Annotated in this window: 19 protein-coding genes; 6 read left to right on the forward strand and 13 right to left on the reverse strand. The window is 72.7% G+C overall.

Features of this window, described 5'->3' with window-relative positions; all coding sequences use genetic code 11:
• Positions 1-9: 9 nt before the first annotated feature.
• The 4 genes from PSED_RS01525 to PSED_RS01540 form a co-directional block, all read right to left on the reverse strand.
• Positions 10-1,398 (reverse strand): acyl-CoA synthetase, encoded by a 1,389-nt coding sequence (locus PSED_RS01525; RefSeq protein ID WP_013672508.1) that lies wholly within the window; start codon positions 1,396-1,398, stop codon positions 10-12.
• Positions 1,395-1,733: a VOC family protein gene (locus PSED_RS01530; RefSeq protein ID WP_049803274.1), complete on the reverse strand. Its 339-nt coding sequence runs from the start codon at positions 1,731-1,733 to the stop codon at positions 1,395-1,397. Before PSED_RS01530 ends, PSED_RS01525 begins: the two co-directional genes overlap by 4 nt.
• A gap of 66 nt (positions 1,734-1,799) precedes the next feature.
• Positions 1,800-2,576 carry an enoyl-CoA hydratase-related protein gene (locus tag PSED_RS01535; protein ID WP_013672509.1) on the reverse strand — a complete coding sequence of 259 codons (777 nt, stop codon included), beginning with the start codon at positions 2,574-2,576 and terminating at the stop codon, positions 1,800-1,802.
• The gene (locus tag PSED_RS01540; RefSeq protein ID WP_202946341.1) at positions 2,576-3,799 is read right to left on the reverse strand and encodes a CaiB/BaiF CoA transferase family protein; all 1,224 of its coding nucleotides are present in this window, start codon (positions 3,797-3,799) and stop codon (positions 2,576-2,578) included. The genes PSED_RS01535 and PSED_RS01540 overlap by 1 nt, the downstream gene beginning before the upstream one ends.
• 220 nt (positions 3,800-4,019) lie before the next feature.
• Here PSED_RS01540 and PSED_RS01545 point away from each other — a divergent pair, with 220 nt between their 5' ends.
• The gene (locus PSED_RS01545; protein ID WP_013672511.1) at positions 4,020-4,166 is read left to right on the forward strand and encodes a ClpX C4-type zinc finger protein; all 147 of its coding nucleotides are present in this window, start codon (positions 4,020-4,022) and stop codon (positions 4,164-4,166) included.
• Between the two features lie 10 nt (positions 4,167-4,176).
• On the opposite strand, the gene PSED_RS01550 is transcribed toward PSED_RS01545, so the two are convergent.
• The 3 genes from PSED_RS01550 to PSED_RS01560 form a co-directional block, all read right to left on the reverse strand.
• Positions 4,177-4,860: a 2OG-Fe(II) oxygenase gene (locus PSED_RS01550; protein ID WP_013672512.1), complete on the reverse strand. Its 684-nt coding sequence runs from the start codon at positions 4,858-4,860 to the stop codon at positions 4,177-4,179.
• A gap of 94 nt (positions 4,861-4,954) precedes the next feature.
• Positions 4,955-5,353 carry a PPOX class F420-dependent oxidoreductase gene (locus PSED_RS01555; RefSeq protein ID WP_013672513.1) on the reverse strand — a complete coding sequence of 133 codons (399 nt, stop codon included), beginning with the start codon at positions 5,351-5,353 and terminating at the stop codon, positions 4,955-4,957.
• Positions 5,350-6,339 carry an aldo/keto reductase gene (locus PSED_RS01560; RefSeq protein ID WP_041760296.1) on the reverse strand — a complete coding sequence of 330 codons (990 nt, stop codon included), beginning with the start codon at positions 6,337-6,339 and terminating at the stop codon, positions 5,350-5,352. The genes PSED_RS01555 and PSED_RS01560 overlap by 4 nt, the downstream gene beginning before the upstream one ends.
• Positions 6,340-6,457: 118 nt before the next feature.
• On the opposite strand from PSED_RS01560, the gene PSED_RS01565 reads away from it, so the two are divergent.
• Positions 6,458-7,633, forward strand: a complete 1,176-nt coding sequence (locus PSED_RS01565) for an iron-containing alcohol dehydrogenase (RefSeq protein WP_013672515.1) — start codon at positions 6,458-6,460, stop codon at positions 7,631-7,633.
• Here the strand turns inward: PSED_RS01565 and PSED_RS01570 are convergent.
• Positions 7,605-8,282 carry an HAD-IA family hydrolase gene (locus tag PSED_RS01570; protein WP_013672516.1) on the reverse strand — a complete coding sequence of 226 codons (678 nt, stop codon included), beginning with the start codon at positions 8,280-8,282 and terminating at the stop codon, positions 7,605-7,607. The two genes, PSED_RS01565 and PSED_RS01570, sit on opposite strands and share 29 nt — an antisense overlap.
• On the reverse strand, positions 8,279-9,256 hold the full coding sequence (locus tag PSED_RS01575; protein WP_013672517.1) for a DNA polymerase domain-containing protein: 978 nt from the start codon (positions 9,254-9,256) through the stop codon (positions 8,279-8,281). The genes PSED_RS01570 and PSED_RS01575 overlap by 4 nt, the downstream gene beginning before the upstream one ends.
• A gap of 184 nt (positions 9,257-9,440) precedes the next feature.
• On the opposite strand from PSED_RS01575, the gene PSED_RS01580 reads away from it, so the two are divergent.
• Positions 9,441-10,685 carry an IS256 family transposase gene (locus PSED_RS01580; RefSeq protein ID WP_013672518.1) on the forward strand — a complete coding sequence of 415 codons (1,245 nt, stop codon included), beginning with the start codon at positions 9,441-9,443 and terminating at the stop codon, positions 10,683-10,685.
• Positions 10,686-10,883: 198 nt separating this feature from the next.
• Here the strand turns inward: PSED_RS01580 and PSED_RS01585 are convergent, their stop codons facing one another.
• Entirely contained in the window at positions 10,884-12,911 is a 2,028-nt protein-coding gene (locus PSED_RS01585; protein ID WP_049803275.1) for a hypothetical protein, read from the reverse strand.
• Positions 12,912-13,096: 185 nt separating this feature from the next.
• Between PSED_RS01585 and PSED_RS01590 the strand changes: the two genes are divergently transcribed.
• From PSED_RS01590 to PSED_RS01600, 3 genes are read left to right on the forward strand one after another with little or no spacing between them, the layout of a single operon-like run.
• Positions 13,097-14,485, forward strand: a complete 1,389-nt coding sequence (locus PSED_RS01590; RefSeq protein ID WP_013672520.1) for an aspartate aminotransferase family protein — start codon at positions 13,097-13,099, stop codon at positions 14,483-14,485.
• The gene (locus tag PSED_RS01595; RefSeq protein ID WP_013672521.1) at positions 14,482-15,642 is read left to right on the forward strand and encodes a MalY/PatB family protein; all 1,161 of its coding nucleotides are present in this window, start codon (positions 14,482-14,484) and stop codon (positions 15,640-15,642) included. The genes PSED_RS01590 and PSED_RS01595 overlap by 4 nt, the downstream gene beginning before the upstream one ends.
• A gap of 43 nt (positions 15,643-15,685) precedes the next feature.
• Complete coding sequence (locus PSED_RS01600; protein WP_013672522.1) at positions 15,686-17,626, forward strand: ABC1 kinase family protein; 1,941 nt, start codon at positions 15,686-15,688, stop codon at positions 17,624-17,626.
• 132 nt (positions 17,627-17,758) lie between these two features.
• Here PSED_RS01600 and PSED_RS01605 read toward each other — a convergent pair whose 3' ends face one another.
• Genes PSED_RS01605 through PSED_RS01615 form a run of 3 tightly spaced genes read right to left on the reverse strand, consistent with a single transcriptional unit; the run spans position 17,759 to position 22,180 of the window.
• On the reverse strand, positions 17,759-19,765 hold the full coding sequence (locus PSED_RS01605) for an ABC transporter ATP-binding protein (protein ID WP_013672523.1): 2,007 nt from the start codon (positions 19,763-19,765) through the stop codon (positions 17,759-17,761).
• Positions 19,762-21,495 (reverse strand): ABC transporter ATP-binding protein, encoded by a 1,734-nt coding sequence (locus tag PSED_RS01610; RefSeq protein ID WP_013672524.1) that lies wholly within the window; start codon positions 21,493-21,495, stop codon positions 19,762-19,764. Before PSED_RS01610 ends, PSED_RS01605 begins: the two co-directional genes overlap by 4 nt.
• Before the next feature lie 4 nt (positions 21,496-21,499).
• Positions 21,500-22,180: a TetR/AcrR family transcriptional regulator gene (locus PSED_RS01615; RefSeq protein WP_202946342.1), complete on the reverse strand. Its 681-nt coding sequence runs from the start codon at positions 22,178-22,180 to the stop codon at positions 21,500-21,502.
• Positions 22,181-22,223: the final 43 nt, after the last annotated feature.

Genomic DNA, 22,223 nt, shown 5'->3' on the forward strand with positions numbered 1-22,223 from the left:
GGGCAGTTCCTACCCCTTGCCGAGCTGTGTCTTCTGCACCTTGCCCATCGCGTTGCGCGGCAGCGACTCGAGCACCCGCACCTCGCGCGGGCGCTTGTGCGTCGACAGCCCGCCCGCGACGTGGGCGATGAGCTCGTCGGGGCGGACGTCGTCACCGACGACGTAGGCGACGATCCGCTGGCCGAGGTCGTCGTCGGGCTCGCCGACGACTGCGGCCTCCCGCACCGACGGATGGTCGAGCAGCGCCGCCTCGATCTCGCCCGCGCCCACGCGGTAGCCGCCGGTCTTGATCAGGTCCACCGAGATGCGCCCGACGATGCGGTGCCGCCCGTCCTCGGCCACGACGGCGGCGTCGCCCGTGCGGAACCACCCGTCGTCGGTCCACGACGCGGCGGTGGCCTCGGGCAGGCCGAGGTAGCCGTCGAACATCGTGGCGCCGCGGACCTGCAGGTCGCCGACGGTCGCGCCGTCGTGCGGGACGGGGTCGCCGTGCTCGGTGCGCAGCCGTGACTCGACGCCGGCGACGGGGGTGCCGACCCATCCGGTGCGGACCGGGGCGTCGGCCCGCGCGGCGACGGTGATCAGCGTCTCCGTCATCCCGTAGCGTTCCACGGGGGAGCAGCCGCTGAGCGCGGTGAGGGTCTCGGCGACCCGGTCGGGCAGGCCCGCGCTACCGGACACCAGCAGGCGCGCGCCGGACAGCGCCCGCGCGGCGGCGGGATCGGCGGCGACGCGCGACCAGACCGTCGGGACGCCGAAGTAGAGGGTGCCGCCCGCGGCGGCGTAGGCCTCGGGCCTGGGGCGCACGGTGTGCACGAGCGGGGAGCCGTGGCGCAGCGCGCCGAGCGTGCCGAGCACCAGGCCGTGCACGTGGAAGAGCGGGAGGCCGTGGACGAGGGTGTCGTCGGCCGTCCAGGCCCACGCGTCGGCGAGCGCGTCGAGGTCGGCGGCGATGGCCCGCCGGGACATGATCACGCCCTTGGGCTTCCCCGTCGTCCCGGAGGTGTACATGATCAGGGCTGTTGCGTCCGGGTCCGGCTCGGCGGGCAGGGCGCCTCCGCGGGCGGTCGCATCGACCGCCACGCGTTCCAGGGAGACGCCTTCGGTCGGCGGGCCCAGCCAGAGCGCGGCGCCGGAGTCGGCGAGCACGTGGGCGCGCTCGAACGTCCCGGCATCGGACGGCACGGGCACGACGGGCACACCCGCGAGCAGCCCGCCGACGACCGACACGACCGTCTCCAGGCTCGCGTCGCCGTGCACCGCGACGGCCGGGGCGCCCGCGATGCGTGCCGCGACGGCGGTGGCCGCGGCCCAGAGCTCGGACCGGCGCAGCGCCCGGTCCCCCACGGTGACGGCGGGCCGGTCGTCGCCACGGTCCGGGCCGAGCAGCGCGGTCACCGCTGCACCAGGTGCAGGACCAGACCACCGGTCGTCCGCCGGTCGGCGAAAGCGATCCTGGAGCGCCGCGAGCCCGGGCAGCCGTGGTCGTCGAGCAGCCCGACCCCCACCTTCCGCAACCCGTCGAGCCCGGCTTCGATGTCGTCCACGCGCACGGCGACATGATGCAGGCCGCCACCGGTGCGCGCCACGAACCGGGAGATCGCGCGGCTGTCGCCGGTCGTCGAGCCGGGCCCCTCGCCCGGACGTCCGTCCGAGGTCAGGATGTCCTCGAGCAGCTCGACGTCGGCACCCCCGCGGCGCAGGAACGTGACGAGCAGCGCACCGGCCTGCACCGGCTGCCCACCAGGAGTCGGTGCGTGGCCTCCCGGTCGGCGGACGCGATGTCGATGGTCAGCACGTCAGCGCATCCGGAACACGGGCGGTCGCTTGGCCAGGAACGCGTCGACCCCTTCGCGGTAGTCGTCGCTCTCGACGGCGCGCAGCGGCAACGACGACGCCTCCTCGTCGGGCACGTCCTCGCCCGCGACGATCTTCTCGATCAGCAGCTTCGCCCCGCGGACCGAGACCTGCGACCGGCCGGCGATCGTCGTCGCGAAGTCGGCCGTGGTCTTCTGCAGGTCGGCGGGCTCGACGAGCCGGTCGATCAGGCCGACCCGCAGGGCGTGCGCGGCGTCGACCCGCTCGCCGGAGAACAGCAGGTACTTGGCGAAGGCGGGGCCCGTCGTCGCGACGAGGCGACGGGTCGAGTCGAACCCGTAGACGATGCCCAGCTTGGCCGGGGTGATCGCGAACTCCGCGGACGAGTCGGCGAAGCGCATGTCGCAGGCCAGCGCCAGCTCGCAGCCGCCGCCGATGCAGAACCCCTGCACCATCGCGATCGACGGCTTCGCCATGCCCGACAACGCGTGTGCCGCCGCCTCGACCCGTTCCCCGTAGTCGCGGGCACTCTCGGCAGTGGCGCGGCGAGTGCGGAACTCGCCGATGTCGGCGCCCGCACAGAAGTGCGGCCCGGCGCCGCGCAGCACGAGCACCTTCACCGACTCGTCGGCGTCCGCCTCTGCGGCCAGCGCCGGGATCGACGACCACATCTCGTGGGACATGGCGTTGCGCTTCTCGGGCCGGTCGATCACGAGCTCGGCGACGTCGCCGTGCCGGTCGAGGCGAAGTCCTGCCATCAGTTCCGAACCTCCGTCTTCTCCTCGACGACCCCGTCGGCGACGAGGGCGTCGATCTCCGCGTCCGTACGGCCCAGTCCCCGAAGCACCTCGCGGGAGTGCTGGCCGAGCAGTGGCGCGGGGGTCCGCACCGACGCGGGCGTCTCCGACATCTTCGCGGGCACCCCCAGCGCGTGCATGGGCCCGATCACGGGGTGCGTCACGTCGAGGACCATCTCCCGTGCGGCGACCTGGGCCTGCGCCAGGGCCTCGCTGTAGGTGAGGACGGGCCCGCCCGGCACCCCGGCCCGGTCGAGCGCGCCGACCCAGTGCGCGGTCGGCCGCGTCGAGAGGATCTCCTGCAGCTCCGCGGTCAGCTGGTCGACATGTCGCGGCCGGTCGCGCACGTCCTTGTACTCCGGGCGGTCGCGCAGGTCGGGCCGTTCGAGTACGTCGTCGCAGAGGCGCTGCCAGAGCCGGTCGTTGTTCGCCCCGACGGTGACGTACCCGTCCTGGGTGCGGAACGCCTGGTAGGGCGCGTTGAGCCGGTGCCGGCTGCCCTCGGGGCGCGGCTCCTCGCCGTTGCCCCACCACGCCCCGGCCTCCCAGACCGTGAGCGCGAGGCCCGCGTCGACGAGCGCGACGTCGATGTACTGCCCGCCGCCCTCGCGGAGTCGTCGGATGTACGCCGCGAGCACGGCGGTCGCCGCCGTCATCCCGGCGACGAGGTCGTTGACGGCGACGCCGAACTTGGCCGGCTCCCCGCCCGGCTCGCCGGTCATGCGCAGGAAACCCGTCATGCCCTGGGCGATGATGTCGAACCCGGCGCGGTGGCTCTCCGGGCCGGTCTGCCCGAACCCCGTCACGGAGCAGTAGACGACGTCGGGATTGAGCGCCCTGGCCGCCGCGTAGTCGAGACCCAGCCTGGCCATCACGCCGGGCCGGAAGTTCTCGACGACGACGTCCGCCCTCGCGACGAGGTCGCGGGCGACGGCCCGGCCCTCCTCGCGGGACAGGTCGAGCGCCAGTGAGCGCTTGTTGCGGTTGGGCATCGCCGACGGGTAGCTCTCGCCGTTGACGAACGGCGCCATGTGCCGGGACTCGTCGCCGGTGCCGGGCCGCTCGATCTTGACGACGTCGGCGCCGTAGTCGGCAAGGATCATCGTGCAGTACGGCCCCGACAGGTAGCGGGTGAAGTCGACGACGACGACGTCGGTGAGCGGTTGCAAGAGGGCTCCCCTCATCTCGACCATCAGGCGGCGGCCCCACGGTGGCACAGGAACGGCACGAGGATGCAGCTCAGCGACGTCGTCACGGTCGATCAGGTCGACCCGACGCAGGTGCTCCGCATCCACTGGACGACGGCGCGTGGTACCGGGCCTACGTCGCGGCGGGCGAAGAGGCGATACTCGCGCTCCACCCCGCCGACGAGCGGGTCCGCCACCTTCCGGAGGAGCTGATGCCATGACCGCGCCGGACCCGCGCTGCTCGTTCTGCGGCAGGGGCGCCGACGAGGTGCACCGCCTGGTCGTCGGCGTCGACGCCGCCATCTGCGACGAGTGCATCCGCACCGCGAGCCAGGCCGTCGAGGAGGCCGACGAGCAGCCGTGAGCCCGCGGGGTCAGCGGGCGTTGTGGAAGACGATCCCCAGTACGTGCCGGTCGCCGCTGTGCACGGCGCTGACCCCGTGCCGCAGCTGCACCTTGTGGAACCCCCGGCTGCCCCGCCGCGGCCGGTGCCGGACCGGGAAGATCACCGCCTCGCCCTGGCCGGGGCGCAGCACCGTCGCGCGGGACTGCTGGCGGGGCCGCTGCTCGACGAACACGCTCTCGCCGCCCGTGAAGTCCTCGTCCGGGCGGCCCAGCATGATCAGGAACTGCAGCGGGAAGGTCACGTCGCCGTAGACGTCCTGGTGCAGGCAGTTGTAGCCCCCGGGGCCGTAGCGCAGCAGCAGTGGCGTCGGCCGGTCCTGACCCGCCGCGGCGCACCGGGCGAGCAGACCGTCGAGGTCCTCGGGAAAGGTCTGCTCGCCCAGCAGGGGCGCCCACCGGTTCGCGATCGCGGCCAGCGGCGGGTAGAGCTCCTTCCGCAGCGTCTGCACCAGCGGCGGGAGCGGATCGGCGAAGTAGCGGTAGCTGCCCTCGCCGAAGGCGTGCCGGGCCATGACGACGGTGCTGCGGAAGCGCGCGTCGTCGTCGAACATCGCGACGATGTCCGCGCACTCCTTCGGGGTCAGCAACGGGCCGGTCGTCGCGACGCCCTCCTCGTCGAGGGCGTGGGCGATCGCGGGCCAGTCGAGCTGCACGGGTGTGCCTCCGTCCGGTCGGGTGCCGTGCAGAACCCCGCCGGCCCGGTTCCGTTGCACCCGGCCGTGACGCTGCGGTGCCGTGACGCTGCGGTCAGCGCGGCCGCTGGAAACTGACGGACTCGGGGCGGACGACGAGCACGACGCGGTCGGCCGCATCGGCGGGCGGCCTGGGTGGACGCGAGTACCGCTGCGCGAGGGTCACGTAGAACGCGCCGGTCGGGTCCTCGTCGACGCGCTCCACCGTTCCCCGCACCTCCAGGTACCGCGACGGGTTGTCCGGGTCCACGACCGACATCGCGACCCGCGGTTCCGCGGCCACGTTGCGGAACTTCGCCCGCCTGCTGGTGTGGGTGAACAGCAGATGGGTGCCGTCCCAGAGGAACCACATGGGGTTGACCTGCGGCGCGCCGTCGCGCCGGGCGGTCGCGAGATGCCCGAGGAGCGGTCGCTCCAGCAGGTCGGCGAACTCGGTGGGGACGACGTCGGTCATGCCGCACGCTCCGGGGTCTCGTGGCCGACGCGGCTCATGTCGGGGTAGCGCTCGCCCGCCGGGCGCAGCGCGTCCAACCGGGCGACGTCGGCGTCGGTGAGGGTGACGTCGAGTGCCGCGGCGTTCTCCTCGAGGTACTCGATGCGCTTGGTGCCGGGGATGGGGACGACGTCGTCGCCCTTCGCGAGCAGCCACGCGAGCGCCACCTGCCCAGGGGTGACCCCGTGCTCCCGCGCGACCTCGGCGACGGTCTCGACCGCGGTGAGGTTGCGGGCGAGGTTCTCGCCCTGGAAGCGCGGCATGGTGGCGCGCATGTCCTTGTCGCCCAACGGCGTATCCCCCGACACGCGGCCGGTCAGGATCGCGCGGCCCAGCGGGCTGAACGGGACGAGGCCGATGCCGAGCTCACGGGCCGTCGGGACGACGTCGTCCTCGAGCTCGCGGGTGAACAGCGACCACTCCGACTGCAACGCGGCGATCGGGTGCTCGGTGACCGCCCGGCGCAGGGTCGGCGCGGTGGCCTCCGACAACCCCAGGTGTCGGACGAGCCCGGCCTGCACCAGCTCGGCCATCGCTCCGACGGAGTCCTCGATCGGCACCGTCGGGTCCGGGCGGTGCAGGTAGTAGAGATCGACATGGTCGACGCCGAGCCGGCGCAACGACGCCTCGCAGGCCTCGCGGGCTCGCTCGGGGCGGCCGTCGAGCCCGCCGGGCCGGCCGTCGGAGCCGACGACGATGCCGAACTTCGTCGCGAGCACGACCTCGTCGCGACGGGTGCGCAGGACCTCGGCGAGCAGCTCCTCGTTGTGCCCGCTGCCGTAGACGTCGGCGGTGTCTAGGAACGTCACGCCGATGTCGATGGCGCGGTTGAGGGTGGCGAGCGACGCGTCGCGGTCGGCGGGGCCGTAGGCCTGGCTCATGCCCATGCAGCCGAGGCCGAGCGCGCTGACGGTCAGGGAACCGAGGGTTCGGGTGGGAAGGGGCACGTCCGACCACGCTATGCCCACCCGGCGCACCCTGCGGGTGTGACGCCCGTCTCCCGAGTGGGTGTCGCCGTGTCGGGCCAGAATCGTCGGGACGTCGAGGTTCGAGGAGGAACCGTTGATGGCCGAGCCGATCGTGTTCGACATGCCGCGTACCGACCGCGTGGTGCAGGGGGCCGGTGCCGTCCACGCGATCGGCGACGAGCTGCGGCGCCGCGGCCTCTCCCGCGCCTACCTGGTCACGGGCCGGACCGTCGGCTCGAGCGCCCACTTCCGCGACCTCGTCGACGAGCTGGGCGACTCGGCCGTCGGCGTCTACGACCGGGTGCTCGCGCACAACCCCGTCGACCGGGTCGCCGAGCTGGTGGTGCAGGCCCGCGAGTCGGGTGCCGACGTGCTGATCGCCGTCGGCGGCGGTTCACCGGTCGACGCCGCGAAGCTCGCCGCACTCGGTGTGGCGCACGGGATCACGACCGTCGAGGGGCTCGCGGAGTACGCGCTCGTCTTCGAGTACCCCGACACCGTGCGGATCCGACCGCTCGAGGCCACCCCACTCCCGACGTTCGCCGTCCCGACGACGCTCTCGGCCGCCGAGTGGGACGGCTTCTGCGGCTCGGTCGACCACGAGCGCGACACCAAGGACCTCACCTCGTACCTCGAGCTCACGCCGCAGGTCGTGTTCCTCGATCCCGAGTTCGCCGCGCACACGCCGCGCGACCTGTGGGCACAGACCGGCGTGCGCGCGCTCGACCACGCCGTCGAGATCTCCTACGCGAACAACGCGCATCCGTTCACCTCGGCCCTCACGACGGGTGCGCTGCGCCTGCTCGCCGCGAACCTGCCGCGCTCGGTCGCGGACCCCCACGACCACGAGGCCGCCCTGAACTGCCAGATCGCGGCCTGGATGTCGATCATCGGCGTGCACAACGTCTCGCTCGGGCTCTCGCACGCCATCGGCCACCAGCTGGGCGCGCTCGGCATCCCGCACGGCGTGACGTCGTGCATCATGCTGCCGCACGTCATGCGGTTCCTGGAGCCGGTGACGCAGGAGGCACAGGCACGCATGGCGACCACGCTCGTCGAGGCCGGCGTCGCCGCACCCGGCGAGGCGGCCGCCGACGCGCTGGACCGGTTGCTCGACGACCTCGGCGTGCCGCGTCGCGTCTCCGACTACGGCATCCCGCGCGAGAAGATCCAGGTCGTCGCGAAGACGTCCATGGGCGACCTGGTGGTGCGCGAGTCGCCCCGGCCCGTCGACGAGGCGACCATCACCCGGCTGCTCGAGACGGTGTGGTGAGCGCGCCGGCGCCGAGCCCGAGCGCCTGCTCCAGGTCGGCCAACGCCTGCTCCGCGCTGGTCACCTTGATCGCGAGCATCCCCAGCGCCGCGGCCGGCTTGCAGTTGATGCCGAGGTCGTCGAGGTAGACGCACTCCTCGGGGCGGACCCCCAGCGCGTCGCAGGCCATCGTGTAGACGCGGGGGTCGGGCTTGCGGACACCCACCTTGCTGCTCTCGACGACGTGGTCGAACCGCGCCATCACCGCAGCGATCGCCTCGGCCTTCCGGGCGGTCGGCGACATCTGCGCGCCGTGCCCGGCCGGGACGTTGTTGGTGATGCAGCCGAGGCGGTAGCCCATGGCGCGCAGGCGGTCGAGCGCCTCGACGAGCGCCGGGCGCAGGTCGCCGGAGAGCAGGGCGAGCACGTCGCGGCCGGGGAGGTCGTAGCCGAGCGCCCGGGCCTCCTCGGCGAACAGCGTGTCGAACCGCGCCTCGTCGATCTCGGCGCGCTCGAACTGCGCCCAGGCGTTCGTGTCGGGGTTGACGGTGTTGATCCGGCGGACGAGATCGCGCGGCAGTCCGCGTTCGGCCTCCATGCGGTTGAAGGCGTCGAACGGGGACGTGGTGATCACGCCCCCGAAGTCGAACACGACGGTCGTGCGGGTCATCCGGTCTCCTCGTTCTTCGCGGCCTGCTCACGTGCGCGCTTGCGCCGCTTGCCCTCGTGCATCGCCTGGACCCGGGGCACCGGGATGGTGCGCCCGAGCTCGACGAGATCGTCGGGCAACGGCTGCGGCTCCGGCATCGCATCACGCCACGGGTCGGCGTCGCCCAACAGGTCCGCGACCGTCGCGACGGTGAAGTCACCCGGGTGCACGTCCCCGAGGTCGGACCACGCCACCGGGAACGACACCGGCAGCCCCGGCCGGGCGCGCGGGCTGTAGGCGGCGACGATCGTCGCCCCGCCGACGCGCGTCGGGTCCAGGAACACCTTGCCGTCCCGGTCGTCCTTGATGAACGCCGTCGTCGCGACCGACGGGTCGACCGCCTCGGCCCGGGCCGCCAGCGCGCGGGTGGCGGCAGCGGTGTCGTCGAACTCCGGGTCGCCGGCCAGCGGGACGACGATGTGCAGCCCCTTCGCGCCGCTCGTCTTCACCGCCGCCGACAGGTTCGACTCGGCCAGCGCCTGTTCGACGAGCCGCGCCGCCCGCACGACCGCGGCGAAGTCGTCACCCTCCGGCGGGTCGAGGTCGAGCACCAGCTGCCGGGCGTGCCGGTCGCCCACACGCATCAGCGTCGGGTGGTACTCGATCGCGCGCTGGTTGGCGAACCACAGCAGGCCGCGCCGGTCGTCGACGAGGGCGTAGGAGACCTGGCGTTGCGACGTCTGCGCCCACACCGTCGTCGACCGCATCCACTCGGGCGCGTACTTCGGCAGGTTCTTCTGCATGAACGGCGGCGACCCCGGGCGGGCGCGGATCACCGAGAGCGGGCGGTCGCGCAGCTCGGGGAGGATGCGGTCCGCGACGGCGTAGAGGTGGTCGACGAGGTCGCGTTTCGTGGCCCCGGCGCCGTCGAACAGCGGCTGGTCGAGGTTGGTCAGCTCGACGCCGTCACGCGTCTCTGCGGGGCCGCGGACCATCGGGGACCTCCCGTGTCGGAGATGTCCGTTCCTACCAGGCCCGCTCGCGCGTGCGAGTTGTGTCCCAGGGCGTGGTGTAGGACGTCGGTCCTGATGACGGCGTGGGTGACCGCGTTGTGGGGGGCCATCGTGCGACGGTCAGCGAGACCGGCTCAAAGGTGCTCGCGGAAGGACACGACGCACGATGACCCTGGACCAGTCTGCCCTGCTCGAGGTGCTGGAGACACTCAAGGCCGCCCATGTCGAAGACCGCGTCCGCACGGCGGCGGAAACCATCTATCAGGCGTTGATCGAGGCCGAGCTGACCTCGGTGATCGGCGCCGCCCCGCACGAACGCAGCGACGCGCGCACCGCCCAGCGCAACGGGCACCGTCCGCGCATCTTGACCAGCACGGTCGGGGACCTGGAGCTGCGGATCCCGAAACTGCGCACCGGCTCGTTCTTCCCGTCGCTGTTGGAGCGGCGCCGCCGCATCGACCAGGCCCTGTTCGCGGTGGTCATGGAGGCCTACCTGCATGGCGTGTCCACCCGCAAGGTCGACGACCTGGTCCGGGCCCTGGGCGCGGACACTGGGATCTCCAAGTCCGAGGTGTCGCGGATCTGCGCCGACCTCGACGACGAAGTCGGAGCGTTCCGCGACCGCTCCCTGGCCGACCAGGCCTTCCCCTACGTGTTCCTCGACGCCACCTACTGCAAGGCGCGCGTGAACCGCCGGGTGGTGTCCCAGGCCGTGGTCGTGGGCACCGGGGTGGCCGCGGACGGGCGCCGCGAAGTCCTCGGGTTCGCCGTGGGCGACTCCGAGGACGGCGCGTTCTGGACGCAGTTCCTGCGCTCGTTGAAGGCGCGCGGGCTCGGTGGGGTGCAGCTGGTCATCGCCGATGCCCACCTCGGGCTGCGGCACGCCGTCCAGGCTGTGTTCGCCGGTTCCTCGGTGCAGCGGTGTCGGGTGCATTTGCTGCGCAACGTGCTGGCCCGCGTCCCGAAAGGGAGCGCGGAGATGGTCGCCGCGGCGGTGCGCACGATCTTCGCCCAGCCCGACGCCGAACACGTCCGCGAGCACTTCGAGGTCGTCGCGGCCATGCTCGGGCAGCAGTTTCCGGTGGTGGAGGCGATGCTGCGCGAGGCCGAGCCGGAGCTGTTGGCCTTCGCCGCGTTCCCGGTCAGCCACTGGAAGAAGATCTGGTCGACGAATCCGCTGGAGCGGCTGAACAAAGAGATCAAACGCCGCACCGACGTGGTCGGGGTGTTCCCCAACCCGGCCGCGCTGCTGCGCCTGGCCGGCGCGGTCCTGGTCGAGGCCCACGACGAGTGGCAGGTCTCGGATCGCCGCTACCTCTCCGAAGGCTCCATGGCCGCCCTCCGCGCCAGCGACGCGAAGCAAGAGGTAGCGCGGGCCGAGCTCGTCGCGGCATCATCACCACCAAGCTGACCGCCGCGCACGATCTACACCACGCCACGGGGCGTCATCCTCGTGCGGCGCCGTCGCCCTGTCGTGGGCGAGCTGGCGGGCAAGGGCGGCGAATTGGGTCCAAAGACCTGCCGGGTGGCCGACCACAAGGCGCCGAAGATATTGCGCTTTTCGGTGCAATGACTTCTTCTGCTCGGCTGATCGATGCGACGTGAGACGTCAATGTGCAGGCCAGAGCCCTGTCGGCGGTGTGACGCGTGGCGGTGGGAGAGGTTGCGTCGATATCCGACGAACTTCGACCGCCGTACGGCGCAACTTTTCACGGCGTCGTAACAGGAGTTTTTCAGGGAACGACCGAGTGGCAATCGGAGTGACGCACTCCCCTCGACTTCTCCGAAAACAACGACGACCCCGGCCCCGACCGGGCGTCTCATCCGGAAGGACCACTCGGTGCACAAGAACCTTCGTCGCAGTGCCTACGTGGCGGCTCTCTCGAGCAGCCTCTTGTTGATGGGCGGCGCGGTCGCCCAGGCCGCCGGACCGGGTGGGGGTGGCGGCCAGGGCGGCGGTAGCCAATCCGGTCAGCAGGGCGGCGGTCAGCAGGGCGGCGGCCAGCAAGGCGGCGGCCAGGGTGGCGGCGGCCAGCAAGGCGGTGGCGGTCAGCAGGGTGGCGGCCAGCAGGGCGGCGGCCAGCAAGGCGGCGGCCAGCAAGGCGGTGGCGGCCAGCAGGGCGGTGGCGGCCAGCAGGGCGGTGGCGGCCAGCAGGGCGGCGGCCAGCAGGGCGGTGGCGGTCAGCAGGGCGGTGGCGGTCAGCAGGGTGGCGGCCAGCAGGGTGGCGGCCAGGGTGGCGGCCAGCAGGGCGGTGGCGGTCAGCAGGGCGGTGGCGGTCAGCAGGGCGGCGGCGGTCAGCAGGGTGGCGGCCAGGGTGGCAGCGGCCAGCAGGGTGGCGGCGGCCAGCAAGGCGGCGGCCAGCAAGGTGGCGGCGGCCAGCAGGGCGGTGGCGGCCAGCATGGCGGTGGCGGCCAGCACGGCGGCGGCCAGCACGGTGGCGGCCAGGGTGGCGGTCAGCAAGGTGGTGGCGGCCAGCAAGGTGGTGGCGGCCAGCAGGGTGGCGGCCAGGGTGGCGGCCAGCAGGGCGGTGGCGGTCAGCAGGGTGGCGGCGGCCAGCAAGGTGGTGGCGGCCAGCAAGGTGGTGGCGGCCACCAGGGTGGCGGCCAGGGTGGCGGCCAGCATGGCGGTGGCGGTCAGCAGGGCGGCGGCGGCCAGCAAGGTGGTGGCGGCCAGCAGGGTGGCGGCCAGGGTGGCGGCCAGCAGGGTGGCGGCGGTCAGCAGGGCGGTGGCGGTCAGCACGTTGGCGGTCAGCAGGGTGGCGGCCAGCAGGGCGGTGGTGGCCAGGGTGGCGGCCAGCAGGGCGGCGGCCAGCAGGGCGGCGGTCATCAGGGCGGCGGCCAGCAAGGTGGTGGCGGTCAGGGCGGCGGCCAGCAGGGTGGTGGTCAGCAAGGTGGCGGCGGTCAGGGCGGCGGCCAGCAGGGCGGCGGCGGCCAGCAAGGTGGTGGTGGTCAGCAGGGCGGCGGCCAGCAGGGCGGCGGCCAGGGTGGGCCGCGCGGCGGACACGGCCACGGCGGTCATCAGGGCGGTGGCCAGCAAGGCGGCGGCGGTCAGCAGGGTGGCGGCGGCCAGCAAGGCGGCGGCCAGCAGGGCGGCGGCCAGCAGGGCGGCGGTCATCAGGGCGGCGGTCAGCAGGGTGGGCCGCGCGGCGGTCACGGCGACCCCCGCGGCGGTCACCAGCAGGGCGGTCACCAGCACGGCGGCCAGAGGCATCACGCTCACCACCACGGCGACCCGCGCGGTCACGGTGACCCTCGTGGGCACCAGCACGCCGGGCACCACCGCGGTCACCAGCACCAGCACGCCGGTCACAACCACGCCGACCCGCGCGGCGGGCACAACCACGGCGGTAGCTGGGACCCGCGTGGCGGCCACGCCGACCCCCGCGGCGGGCACCAGCACGCCGGGCACCAGCACGGTCACCACCACCAGCACGCCGGTCACCACCACCACGCCGGTCCGCAGCACGGGAAGCCGCAGGCCGGTCCGCAGCACGGCAAGCCGCAGGCCGGTCCGCACCACGGCAAGCCGCAGGGCGGTCAGCACCACGGGAACCCGCGTGGCGGCAACGGCGGGACCAACTCGCCCGCGCGCCAGCACGTCGACCTCGACAAGCTGCTCGACGGGATCCTCGGGCACATCACGAAGCCCGCGAGCAAGTTCCCGATCAACATCGTCTGATCTGCTCGCCTGAGCCCGCGACCCCCGTCTCGACCGAGACGGGGGTCGCGGTCGTCCTGCGGCCTCCTCCACCGGAGGGTTTGCGTTCCGCCGGCGGGCGGTCATCCTGGACCGGACCGGCCGCACCGACCCAAGGGACAACGTTGACTCTCGCCGAGAAGCCCGCACCGGACGCCGTCACCGCCGGCCGGAACGCCGCCGACCACCTCTGGATGCACTTCGCGCGAATGGGCCGGTATGCCGAGAAGCCGGCACCGGTGATCACCCGCGGCGAAGGCGCGTACATCTACGACGACCGGGGTCGCCGCATCCTCGACGGGCTCTCGGGGCTGTTCGTCGTCCAGGTCGGACACGGCCGTCGGGAGCTCGCCGAGGCCGCGGCGCGGCAGGCCGAGACGCTCGCGTACTTCCCGGTGTGGGGCTACGCGCACCCGCCGGCGATCCAGCTGGCCGAGCGCGTCGCCGACCTCGCGCCCGGCGATCTCGACCGGGTCTTCTTCACCAGTGGTGGCGGGGAGGCCGTCGAGAGCGCGTGGAAGGTCGCCAAGCAGTACTTCAAGCTGCTCGGGAAGCCGACGAAGCACAAGGTCATCAGCCGGATGACGGCCTACCACGGTACGACGCAGGGGGCGTTGTCGATCACCGGCGTCCCGGCGATGAAGCAGGACTTCGAGCCGCTCACCCCCGGCGGGTTCCGGGCGGCCAACACGAACATCTACCGCGCGACGCAGCACGCGGACGACGCCGAGGCGTTCGGGCGCTGGGCCGCCGACCGCATCGAGGAGGCGATCCTCTTCGAGGGCCCGGCGACGGTCGCGGCGGTCGTCATCGAGCCCGTGCAGAACTCCGGCGGCTGCTTCACCGCGCCGAGGTCGTACTTCGCCCGGGTACGCGAGATCTGCGACCGGCACGACGTCCTGCTCGTCGCCGACGAGGTGATCACCGGCTTCGGCCGGCACGGTGCGGCGTTCGCGTCGGCGAAGTTCGGCCTGCAGCCCGACATCATCACCTGCGCGAAGGGCCTGACCTCGGGCTACAGCCCGCTCGGCGCCATGATCGCGAGCGAGCGCGTCATCGAGCCGTTCCTCGCCGACAAGGTGGCGTTCCCGCACGGGTACACGTTCGGCGGGCACCCGGTGTCGGCCGCCGTCGGCCTCGCGAACCTCGACATCATGGAGCGCGAGGGCCTCTACCAGCGCGTCCTCGACAACGAGGACGGCTTCCGCGCGACGCTCGACCGGCTGCGCGACCTGCCGATCGTCGGCGACGTCCGCGGCGACGGGTACTTCTGGGCGGTCGAGCTGGTCACCGACTCCGCCACGAAGGCCGTGCTCGACGCCGACCAGCGCGAGCGGCTGGTCCGCGGTTTCCTGCCGTCGGCGCTGTTCGAGGCGGGCCTGTACTGCCGCCCCGACGACCGTGGCGAGGCCGTCGTCCAGCTCGCCCCGCCGCTGATCTGCGGCCAGGCCGAGTTCGACGAGATCGAGCAGATCCTGCGCGGCGTCCTGACCGAGGCCTGGTCGCTGCTGTGACGTCGGACCCGCTCTTCGACGACCTCGATCTCGCCGACGTCGCGCGCAGGCCGGGGATCAAGTGGCGCGCGGCCGGCGCGGGTGTCGTCGCGGCGTGGGTGGCGGACATGGACTTCGCGCCGCCCGCCGAGGTCACCGACGCGATCGTCGATGTCGTGCGTGCCGGGGATCTGGGCTATCCGGAGTGGCTCACGACCGGGACGCCGCTCCGGGCGGCGTTCGCGGACCGGATGGCCGACCGGTTCGGCTGGACGTTCCCCGCCGACGAGGTCCGCGAGCACACCGACCTGATCCAGGGCCTGCAGCTCGTGCTGCACCTGGGGTCGTCGCCCGGCGACGGCGTCGCCGTGCACACCCCGGGCTACCCGCCCTTCCTCGCGACGATCGAGGCCATGGCGCGCAAACGGTTCGACGTCCCGTTCCGGCTCACCGAGCACGGCTGGGACCCCAACCTCCCGGCGCTCGACGAGATCGCCCGCTCCTGCCGCGTCCTCGTGCTCGTCAACCCGCACAACCCGACGGGTCGCGTCCTGACCTGCGACGAGCTGACCGAGATCGCGGCGATCGCGCGCAGGCACGACCTGCTGGTGGTCTCCGACGAGATCCACGCGGAACTGGTCCACGACCCGTACGAGCACGTCCCGTTCGCCTCGCTGGGGGCCGACGCGGCCGCCCGGACGGTGACGCTGACGTCGGCGAGCAAGGCGTTCAACCTGGCCGGGCTGCACTGCGCCGTGGGGCACTGGGGTCCGCCGACGCTGCGCGGCGTGCGCGACGCGCACCCGTCGTCGCTGTTCGGGGAGGTCTCGTCGTTGTCGGTGGCCGCGACGCTCGCGGCCTGGGCGCACGGCGACGACTGGCAGCGCCGGCTGCGGGTCGTGCTGCGCCGCAACCGCGACCGGGTCGCCACGTGGCTCGCGGGGCTGGGTGGCGACGACCCGGTTCCGGAGGCGACCTACCTGTACTGGTTCGACGCGGCGCTCCTCGGCCTCACGGGCCCCGACCCGGTCGCCGACGCGCGTCGCGACGCCGGCGTCCGGCTCGAGGGCGGGCCGGGCTTCGGCACCGGGTCGTCGGGACGGCTCCGCCTGAACTTCGCGACGGCCGCCCCGATCCTCGACGAGATCCAGCGCCGGCTGGAGGCGCTGCGGGCCTGATCGACGGGTTCCCCGAGATCCGCTTCGGGAGGATGCTGTCGCGATGACGCTCACCCTGGACCTGTCGTTCTGGGACACGGTTCTGCTCGTCGTGGTCGTGATCCTCGTGAGCCTGGTCGCGGGCCGCATCCTCGGGGTGCGACGCGGGTTCTGGCGGGCGGCCGCGGCGGGGGTCCTCGGGACGTTGGTCGGGCTCGCCGTCGCGGCGACGCTCGTCGGCAACGACCCGACGTCCACCGCGTCCGACGTCCTGCTCGTCGCGTTCGGGTTCGCCGTCCTCGCGACGCTGATCATCAGCGTCGCGCTCGAGGCCGTGCTGCGGCCGCGGCGCACCGCGCGTCGCGGCTCGCTGCGGACCAGGGTCAGGACGTTCCTCACCGTCGGCGGCCGGCTGTGGGAGGTCGTGCGCATCGCCCGCAGGAACGGCCTCGCGGGGCCACGGCTCGCGTCGCGGGCTGCGTTGTCGAGCCCCGAGGGGGGCCTGCGGATCCGGCGCTTCCTCGAGGACTGCGGGGGCATGTTCGTCAAGTTCGGGCAGATCGCCTCGACCCGCTCGGATCTGCTGCCGCCGCCGGTCGTCGACGCGCTGGCCGACCTGCAGGCCAACGTCAAGGCGGTGCCGACCCCGCTGATCAAGGAGCGCGTCGAGGAGGAGCTGGGGGCGCCGGTGGCCGAGGTCTTCGCCGAGTTCGACGACGAGCCGCTGGCGGCGGCGTCGATCGGGCAGACCTACCTGGCCCGGCTGCGCGACGGCGAGCCCGTCGTCGTGAAGGTGCGGCGGCCCGGGATCGAGGTCGGCGTCGCGCGTGACTCCGCGGTCCTGCGGTGGGCCAGCCGGACGGCGTCCCGGCGCTCGGCGGCGGTGCGGTCGCTCGGCCTGGCCCCGCTCGCCGACGAGCTGATCCGCTCGGTCGACGGGGAGCTCAGCTACCTCGCCGAGGCCGCCAGCGCCCGTGCCCTCGCCACCGCGACGAGCGAACCCGGGGTGCAGGTGCCGCACGTCGTGACCGACATCAGCACCGACGCCGTGCTCGTGCTGCAGCGTGTCGACGGCCGACCGGTGTCCGACGCCGCCGCCGTCGACGCGACGGGCGTCCCGCGCGCCGAGCTCGCCGAGCGGCTGCTGGGCACGTTCCTCACCCAGGTCATGGCCGCGGGGGTGTTCCACGCCGACCCGCACCCGGGCAACGTGCTGATCGACCGTGCGGGAACGTTGTGGCTCATCGACTTCGGCGCCGTCGGGATCATCGACCCGGTCACGATGGAGGCCCTGCAGCTGATGGCCGCCGGGATGGCCACCGGGCAGCCCGGGCTGATCGTCCGCGCGCTGCGGCCGCTGGCGGGAGCGGCGGGCGACGCGATCCGTCCGCAGGCGTTGGAGGCCGAGATCAGCCGGGTGCTGTCGGCCCAGATGCACGCGGGTGGGTTCGACCCGCGCAGCATGCAGGACGTCATCTCGATCATGCAGCACCACGGCATCCCGGTGCCGCCGACGCTGACCCTGCTCGGCCGGGCGCTCGTCACCCTGGAGGGCACGCTGCGGGTCGTGGACCCGCAGGTCGACCTCGCGACCGCCGCCGCGTCGAAGCTCGGGTCGACGCTGGACCTGAGTCCGGAGGGCACGCAGGACATCGTGCGCAAGGAGGTGGTGCGCAACCTGCCGTCGCTGCGGGCGCTGCCCGGCCTCGTGGAGGATCTCGGGCTGCAGCTTCGGTCGGGCCAGGCGCGCCTGCAGGTCGACGTGTTCTCCGGTCCGGGCAGCCGGACCGCCGCGCGGTGGGTCGACCGGGTGACGTTCGCGCTTGTCGCCTCGGTCGGGCTGCTGGCCTCGGCGTTGATGCTCGTGGGCGTCACGCTCGCGCCGGCGGGCAACGCCACCGGCGCGCTGACGGCGATCGGCTACATCGGCCTCGTCGTGACGTCGGTGATGCTGATGCGCGTCGTCGCCCAGATCCTGCGCCGCGAAGGGGACGCGAACCAGTGAAGCGCGGCCCGGCCAGCGTGGCCCGGCCAGCGTGCAGGAACGGCACTTTCCCGCAACCCAGTTGCGGGAAAGTGCCGTTCCTGCAATACGGGCCGGCCCCAGCGGGCCGGCCCCAGCGGACCGGCCCCCCGCTCACGGGCTGTCGACGCCTGCCAGGAACTGGGCGTTGTAGAGGCGGTAGTACGCGCCCTGGGCGGCGAGCAGCTCGTCGTGCGTGCCCTGCTCGACGATGCGTCCCGCCTCCATGACCAGGATCAGGTCGGCGTCGCGGATCGTCGAGAGCCGGTGGGCGATGACGAAGCTGGTCCGGTCGCTGCGCAGGGCGGCCATGGCCCGCTGCACCAGCACCTCGGTTCGGGTGTCGACGGAGCTGGTCGCCTCGTCGAGGATCAGCAGGGAGGGGTCGGCGAGGAAGGCCCGCGCGATCGTCACGAGCTGCTTCTCGCCCGCGCTGATGTTGCTGCCCTCCTCGTCGATGACGGTGTCGTAGCCGTCGGGCAGGCTGCGCACGAACCGGTCGACGTAGGTCGCGGTGGCCGCCGCGAGGATCTCCTCCTCGGTGGCGCCGGGCCGGCCGTAGGCGATGTTGTCGCGGATCGTGCCGTTGAACAGCCACGTGTCCTGCAGCACCATTCCGATCCCGGAGCGCAGGTCCGCGCGCGCCATCTTCGCGATGTCGACGCCGTCGAGGGTGATCCGGCCGCTGTCGAGCTCGTAGAACCGCAGCACCAGGTTGACCAGCGTCGTCTTGCCCGCGCCGGTGGGGCCGACGATCGCGACGGTCTGCCCGGGCTCGGCGACCAGCGACAGGTCCTCGATCAGCGGCGAGTCCTCGACGTAGCGGAACGACACGTCCTCGAACGCCACCCGGCCGCGACGCTCCTTGCGGCGCAACGGCTGCACGGGGTCCGGCGACTGCTCGTCGGCGTCGAGCAGCTCGAACACCCGCTCCGCCGACGCCACCCCCGACTGCAGCAGGTTCGCCATCGAGGCGATCTGCGTGAGCGGCTGGGTGAACTGGCGCGAGTACTGGATGAACGCCTGCACGTCGCCGAGGGTCATCGCGCCCGACGCCACGCGCAGCCCGCCGATGACGGCCACCAGCACGTAGTTGAGGTTCCCGATGAACATCATCGACGGCATGATGATCCCCGACATGAACTGCGCCCGGAAGCTCGCCTGGTAGAGCTCCTCGTTCTTCGCCGCGAACGACGCCTCGACCTCGCGACGGCGGCCGAAGACGCGCACCAGCTCCTGGCCGGTGAAGGCCTCCTCGATCTGGCCGTTGAGCGCGCCGGTGTGGCGCCACTGGGCGACGAACTGCTTCTGCGAGCGCTTGGCGATCGTCTTGGTGAGCCATAACGACACCGGGATCGTGATCAGCGCGATCACCGAGAGCAGCGGGGACACCAGGAACATCATGATCAGCACACCCACGACGGAGAGCAGCGAGATCATCAGCTGGCTCATGGTCTGCTGCAGGCTCTGCGAGATGTTGTCGATGTCGTTGGTGACGCGGGAGAGCACCTCGCCGCGCTGCTGGCGGTCGAAGTAGCTCAGCGGCAGCCGGTTGAGCTTGTCCTCGACCTCGCGCCGCAGCACGAACACGGTGCGCTGGACGATGCCGTTGAGCACGTAGCCCTGGACGTAGCCGAACACCGACGCGCCCAGGTAGATCACAACGACGCCGAGCAGCACGAGGCCGAGGGCGTGGAAGTCGATGCCGGCCCCGGGCACCACCTGCTGGGCCTCGATCACGTTGGCGACGGTGCCGTTGCCCTGGGCCCGGGCGGCGGCCGCGGCCTCGGCGGTGGTCATGCCGGCCGGGAGCTGCCGGCCGATGACCCCGGCGAAGATCAGGTCGGTGGCGTGGCCCAGGATTCTCGGGCCGATGACGTTGAGCGCCACACTGATCACGCCCAGCGCGACGACGACGGCGACGCCGAACTTGTGCGGGGTGAGCAGCCCGGCGAGCCGGCGGGCCGACGGCCCGAAGTTCGACGCCTTCTCCGCCGGCATGCCGGCGCCCATCCACGGCGGGCCACCGCCGCGCCGGGCGTTGGCCATGCCGCGGGCGGCCTTGCCGGTCTCCGCGTCCTGCTTCGGCTTGCCGCCGGGGGCGGGTGTCGTGGTGGTCATGCGGCCGCCTCCGCGGACAGCTGCGACTCGACGATCTCGACGAACGTCGGGCACGTCTGCAGCAGCTCGTCGTGTGTCCCGCTCCCGACGACGATCCCGTCGTCCAGCACGAGGATCTGGTCGGCGTCGGCGATGGTCGACACCCGCTGGGCGACGATGACGACGGTCGCGTCGGCCGTGACCGGGCGCAACGCCGCGCGCAGCCTGGCGTCGGTGGTGAGGTCGAGCGCGGAGAAGGAGTCGTCGAAGAGGTATATCTCCGGTCTGCGGATCAGTGCCCGCGCGATGGCGAGGCGTTGCCGCTGGCCACCGGAGACGTTGGTGCCGCCCTGCGAGATGGGGGAGTCGAGCCCCTCGGGCATGGCGGACACGAAGTCCGCGGCCTGCGCGATCCGCAGCGCCTCCCACAGCTCGTCGTCGGTCGCGGCGGGGTTGCCGTAGCGCAGGTTGCTCGCCACGGTGCCGGTGAACAGGTACGGCCGTTGCGGGACGATCCCGATGCGGCCCCACAGGTCCTCGGGTTCGAGCTCGCGGACGTCCACGCCGTCGACACGCACGGCGCCACCGGTCGCGTCGAACAGCCGCGGGACCATCGAGATCAGCGTCGTCTTCCCGGCGCCGGTGCTGCCGATGATCGCGGTGGTGCGGCCGGGGAGCGCGGTGAAGGTGATGTCGCGCAGGACGGGCGCCGCGGCGCCGGGGTAGGCGAACGTCGCGTGGTCGAACTCGAGCACGCCCTCCCGGCCGGCGGGCGTGACCGGCGCGGCCGGCGGCGCGACCGACGACTCGGTGTCGAGCACCTCGGTGATCCGTTCCGCGCAGACCGACGCGCGCGGGATCATGATCGCCATGAACGTCGCCATCATGACGGCCATGAGGATCTGCAGCAGGTAGGCCAGGAAGGCGGTCAGCGCGCCGATCTGCATCTCGCCGGTGTCGATGCGCCCGGCGCCGAACCACAGCACGGCGACGCTCGACAGGTTCAGCACGAGCATCACGATCGGGAAGATCAACGCCTGCAGCCGCCCCGCGGCGATCGCGACGTCGGTGACGTCGGCGTTGGCGCGCCGGAACCGCTCGGTCTCGACCGGCTCGCGGACGAACGCGCGCACGACCCGGATACCCGTGATCTGCTCGCGCAGCACGCGGTTGACGGTGTCGATGCGGGTCTGCATCAGCCGGAACTTCGGGACCATCCGGACGATGACGAGCCCGATGGCGACGACCAGCACCGGCACGCACACGGCCATGAGCCAGGACAGCCCGATGTCCTCGTTGAGCGCCATGATCACACCGCCGACGCACATGATCGGGGCCGCGATCATCATGGTGCAGGACATCAGGACCAGCATCTGGACCTGCTGCACGTCGTTCGTGTTGCGGGTGATCAGCGAGGGCGCGCCGAAACGGTTGACCTCGCGGGCGGAGAACTCGCCGACGCGGTGGAAGACGGCGGTGCGCACGTCGCGGCCGAAGCCCATGGCGGTGCGCGAGCCGTACCAGACGGCGGCGATGGAGCAGGTGATCTGCACGAGCGTGACCAGCAGCATCCAGCCGCCGGTGCGGACGATGTAGCCGGTGTCGCCCAGCGCGATGCCCTTGTCGATGATGTCGGCGTTGAGGCTGGGCAGGTAGAGCGAGGCCATCGTGCCGACGAGCTGCAACAGCACGACCAGCGTCAACGGACGGGCGTAGGGGCGCAGGTGCGTGCGCAGGAGGCGGACGAGCATCTTCTCAGACCTCGATCGTTCGGGCGTGGTGGCTCGCGACCGGGGTGCCGGCCGGATCGGCGTCGGGGGTCGGGGACCCGGGGGTGGGGTTCGTCCGCGCGGCCATCCCGACGAGCAGGACGTCGACGATCGCCTCGGCGGTCATCGGCCGGCCCTCGCAGATGAGGGGGTGGGTGGCGGAGAACGTGAGCAGGCGCAGGGTGTGGGCGAACTCGGCGGGCGTGACGCGCAGGCTCTCGCCGTCGCCGGCCACGACGTCGGCGACCGCGGCGCGGAACGCCTCGTTCGCCTCGTCGCGGCGGTGCGCGTCCCAGCCTTCGGGAGGCCGCGGTGACCGGTGCAGGCCGAGCGCGCCGAGCAGGCCGAACGCGCCCCGCAGGCGCTCCTGGACGATCTCGACGACGGTGATCAGCCGCTCGCGCAGGGGCAGGCTCCGGTCGACGGTCGCGAGTGCGGCCATCGCGTCCCTGGGGTCGAACCCGCGCTCCAGGACGGCGCGCATCAGCGCGTCCTTGTCCGGGAAGACGCGGAAGATCGTCCCCTCGGCGACGCCCGCGGCCTCGGCGATCTGGCGAGTGCTGACCGACGGCCCGTCGCGCAGCACCAGCGGCAGCGTCGCCTCGACGATCGCCGCCCGGCGCTCGTCGGGCGGCATGCGGCTGGCCCGGCCCGTTCGCGTCCTCACGGCGCCGGACACTAACTGAGTGCGAACTCAGTAACAAACGAGT

The sequence above is a fragment of the Pseudonocardia benzenivorans CB1190 genome (assembly GCF_000196675.2).
Taxonomy (GTDB): Bacteria; Actinomycetota; Actinomycetes; order Mycobacteriales; family Pseudonocardiaceae; genus Pseudonocardia; species Pseudonocardia benzenivorans.

What these genes read in the sequence shown, in the direction of transcription:
- PSED_RS01535 (WP_013672509.1), bottom strand. Translation starts at nt 2,576, where the DNA reads ATGGCAGGACTTCGCCTCGACCGGCACGGCGACGTCGCCGAGCTCGTG.
- PSED_RS01540 (WP_202946341.1), bottom strand. Translation starts at nt 3,799, where the DNA reads ATGAGGGGAGCCCTCTTGCAACCGCTCACCGACGTCGTCGTCGTCGAC.
- PSED_RS01545 (WP_013672511.1), top strand. Translation starts at nt 4,020, where the DNA reads ATGACCGCGCCGGACCCGCGCTGCTCGTTCTGCGGCAGGGGCGCCGAC.
- PSED_RS01555 (WP_013672513.1), bottom strand. Translation starts at nt 5,353, where the DNA reads ATGACCGACGTCGTCCCCACCGAGTTCGCCGACCTGCTGGAGCGACCG.
- PSED_RS01565 (WP_013672515.1), top strand. Translation starts at nt 6,458, where the DNA reads ATGGCCGAGCCGATCGTGTTCGACATGCCGCGTACCGACCGCGTGGTG.
- PSED_RS01570 (WP_013672516.1), bottom strand. Translation starts at nt 8,282, where the DNA reads ATGACCCGCACGACCGTCGTGTTCGACTTCGGGGGCGTGATCACCACG.
- PSED_RS01575 (WP_013672517.1), bottom strand. Translation starts at nt 9,256, where the DNA reads ATGGTCCGCGGCCCCGCAGAGACGCGTGACGGCGTCGAGCTGACCAAC.
- PSED_RS01580 (WP_013672518.1), top strand. Translation starts at nt 9,441, where the DNA reads ATGACCCTGGACCAGTCTGCCCTGCTCGAGGTGCTGGAGACACTCAAG.
- PSED_RS01600 (WP_013672522.1), top strand. Translation starts at nt 15,686, where the DNA reads ATGACGCTCACCCTGGACCTGTCGTTCTGGGACACGGTTCTGCTCGTC.
- PSED_RS01605 (WP_013672523.1), bottom strand. Translation starts at nt 19,765, where the DNA reads ATGACCACCACGACACCCGCCCCCGGCGGCAAGCCGAAGCAGGACGCG.
- PSED_RS01610 (WP_013672524.1), bottom strand. Translation starts at nt 21,495, where the DNA reads ATGCTCGTCCGCCTCCTGCGCACGCACCTGCGCCCCTACGCCCGTCCG.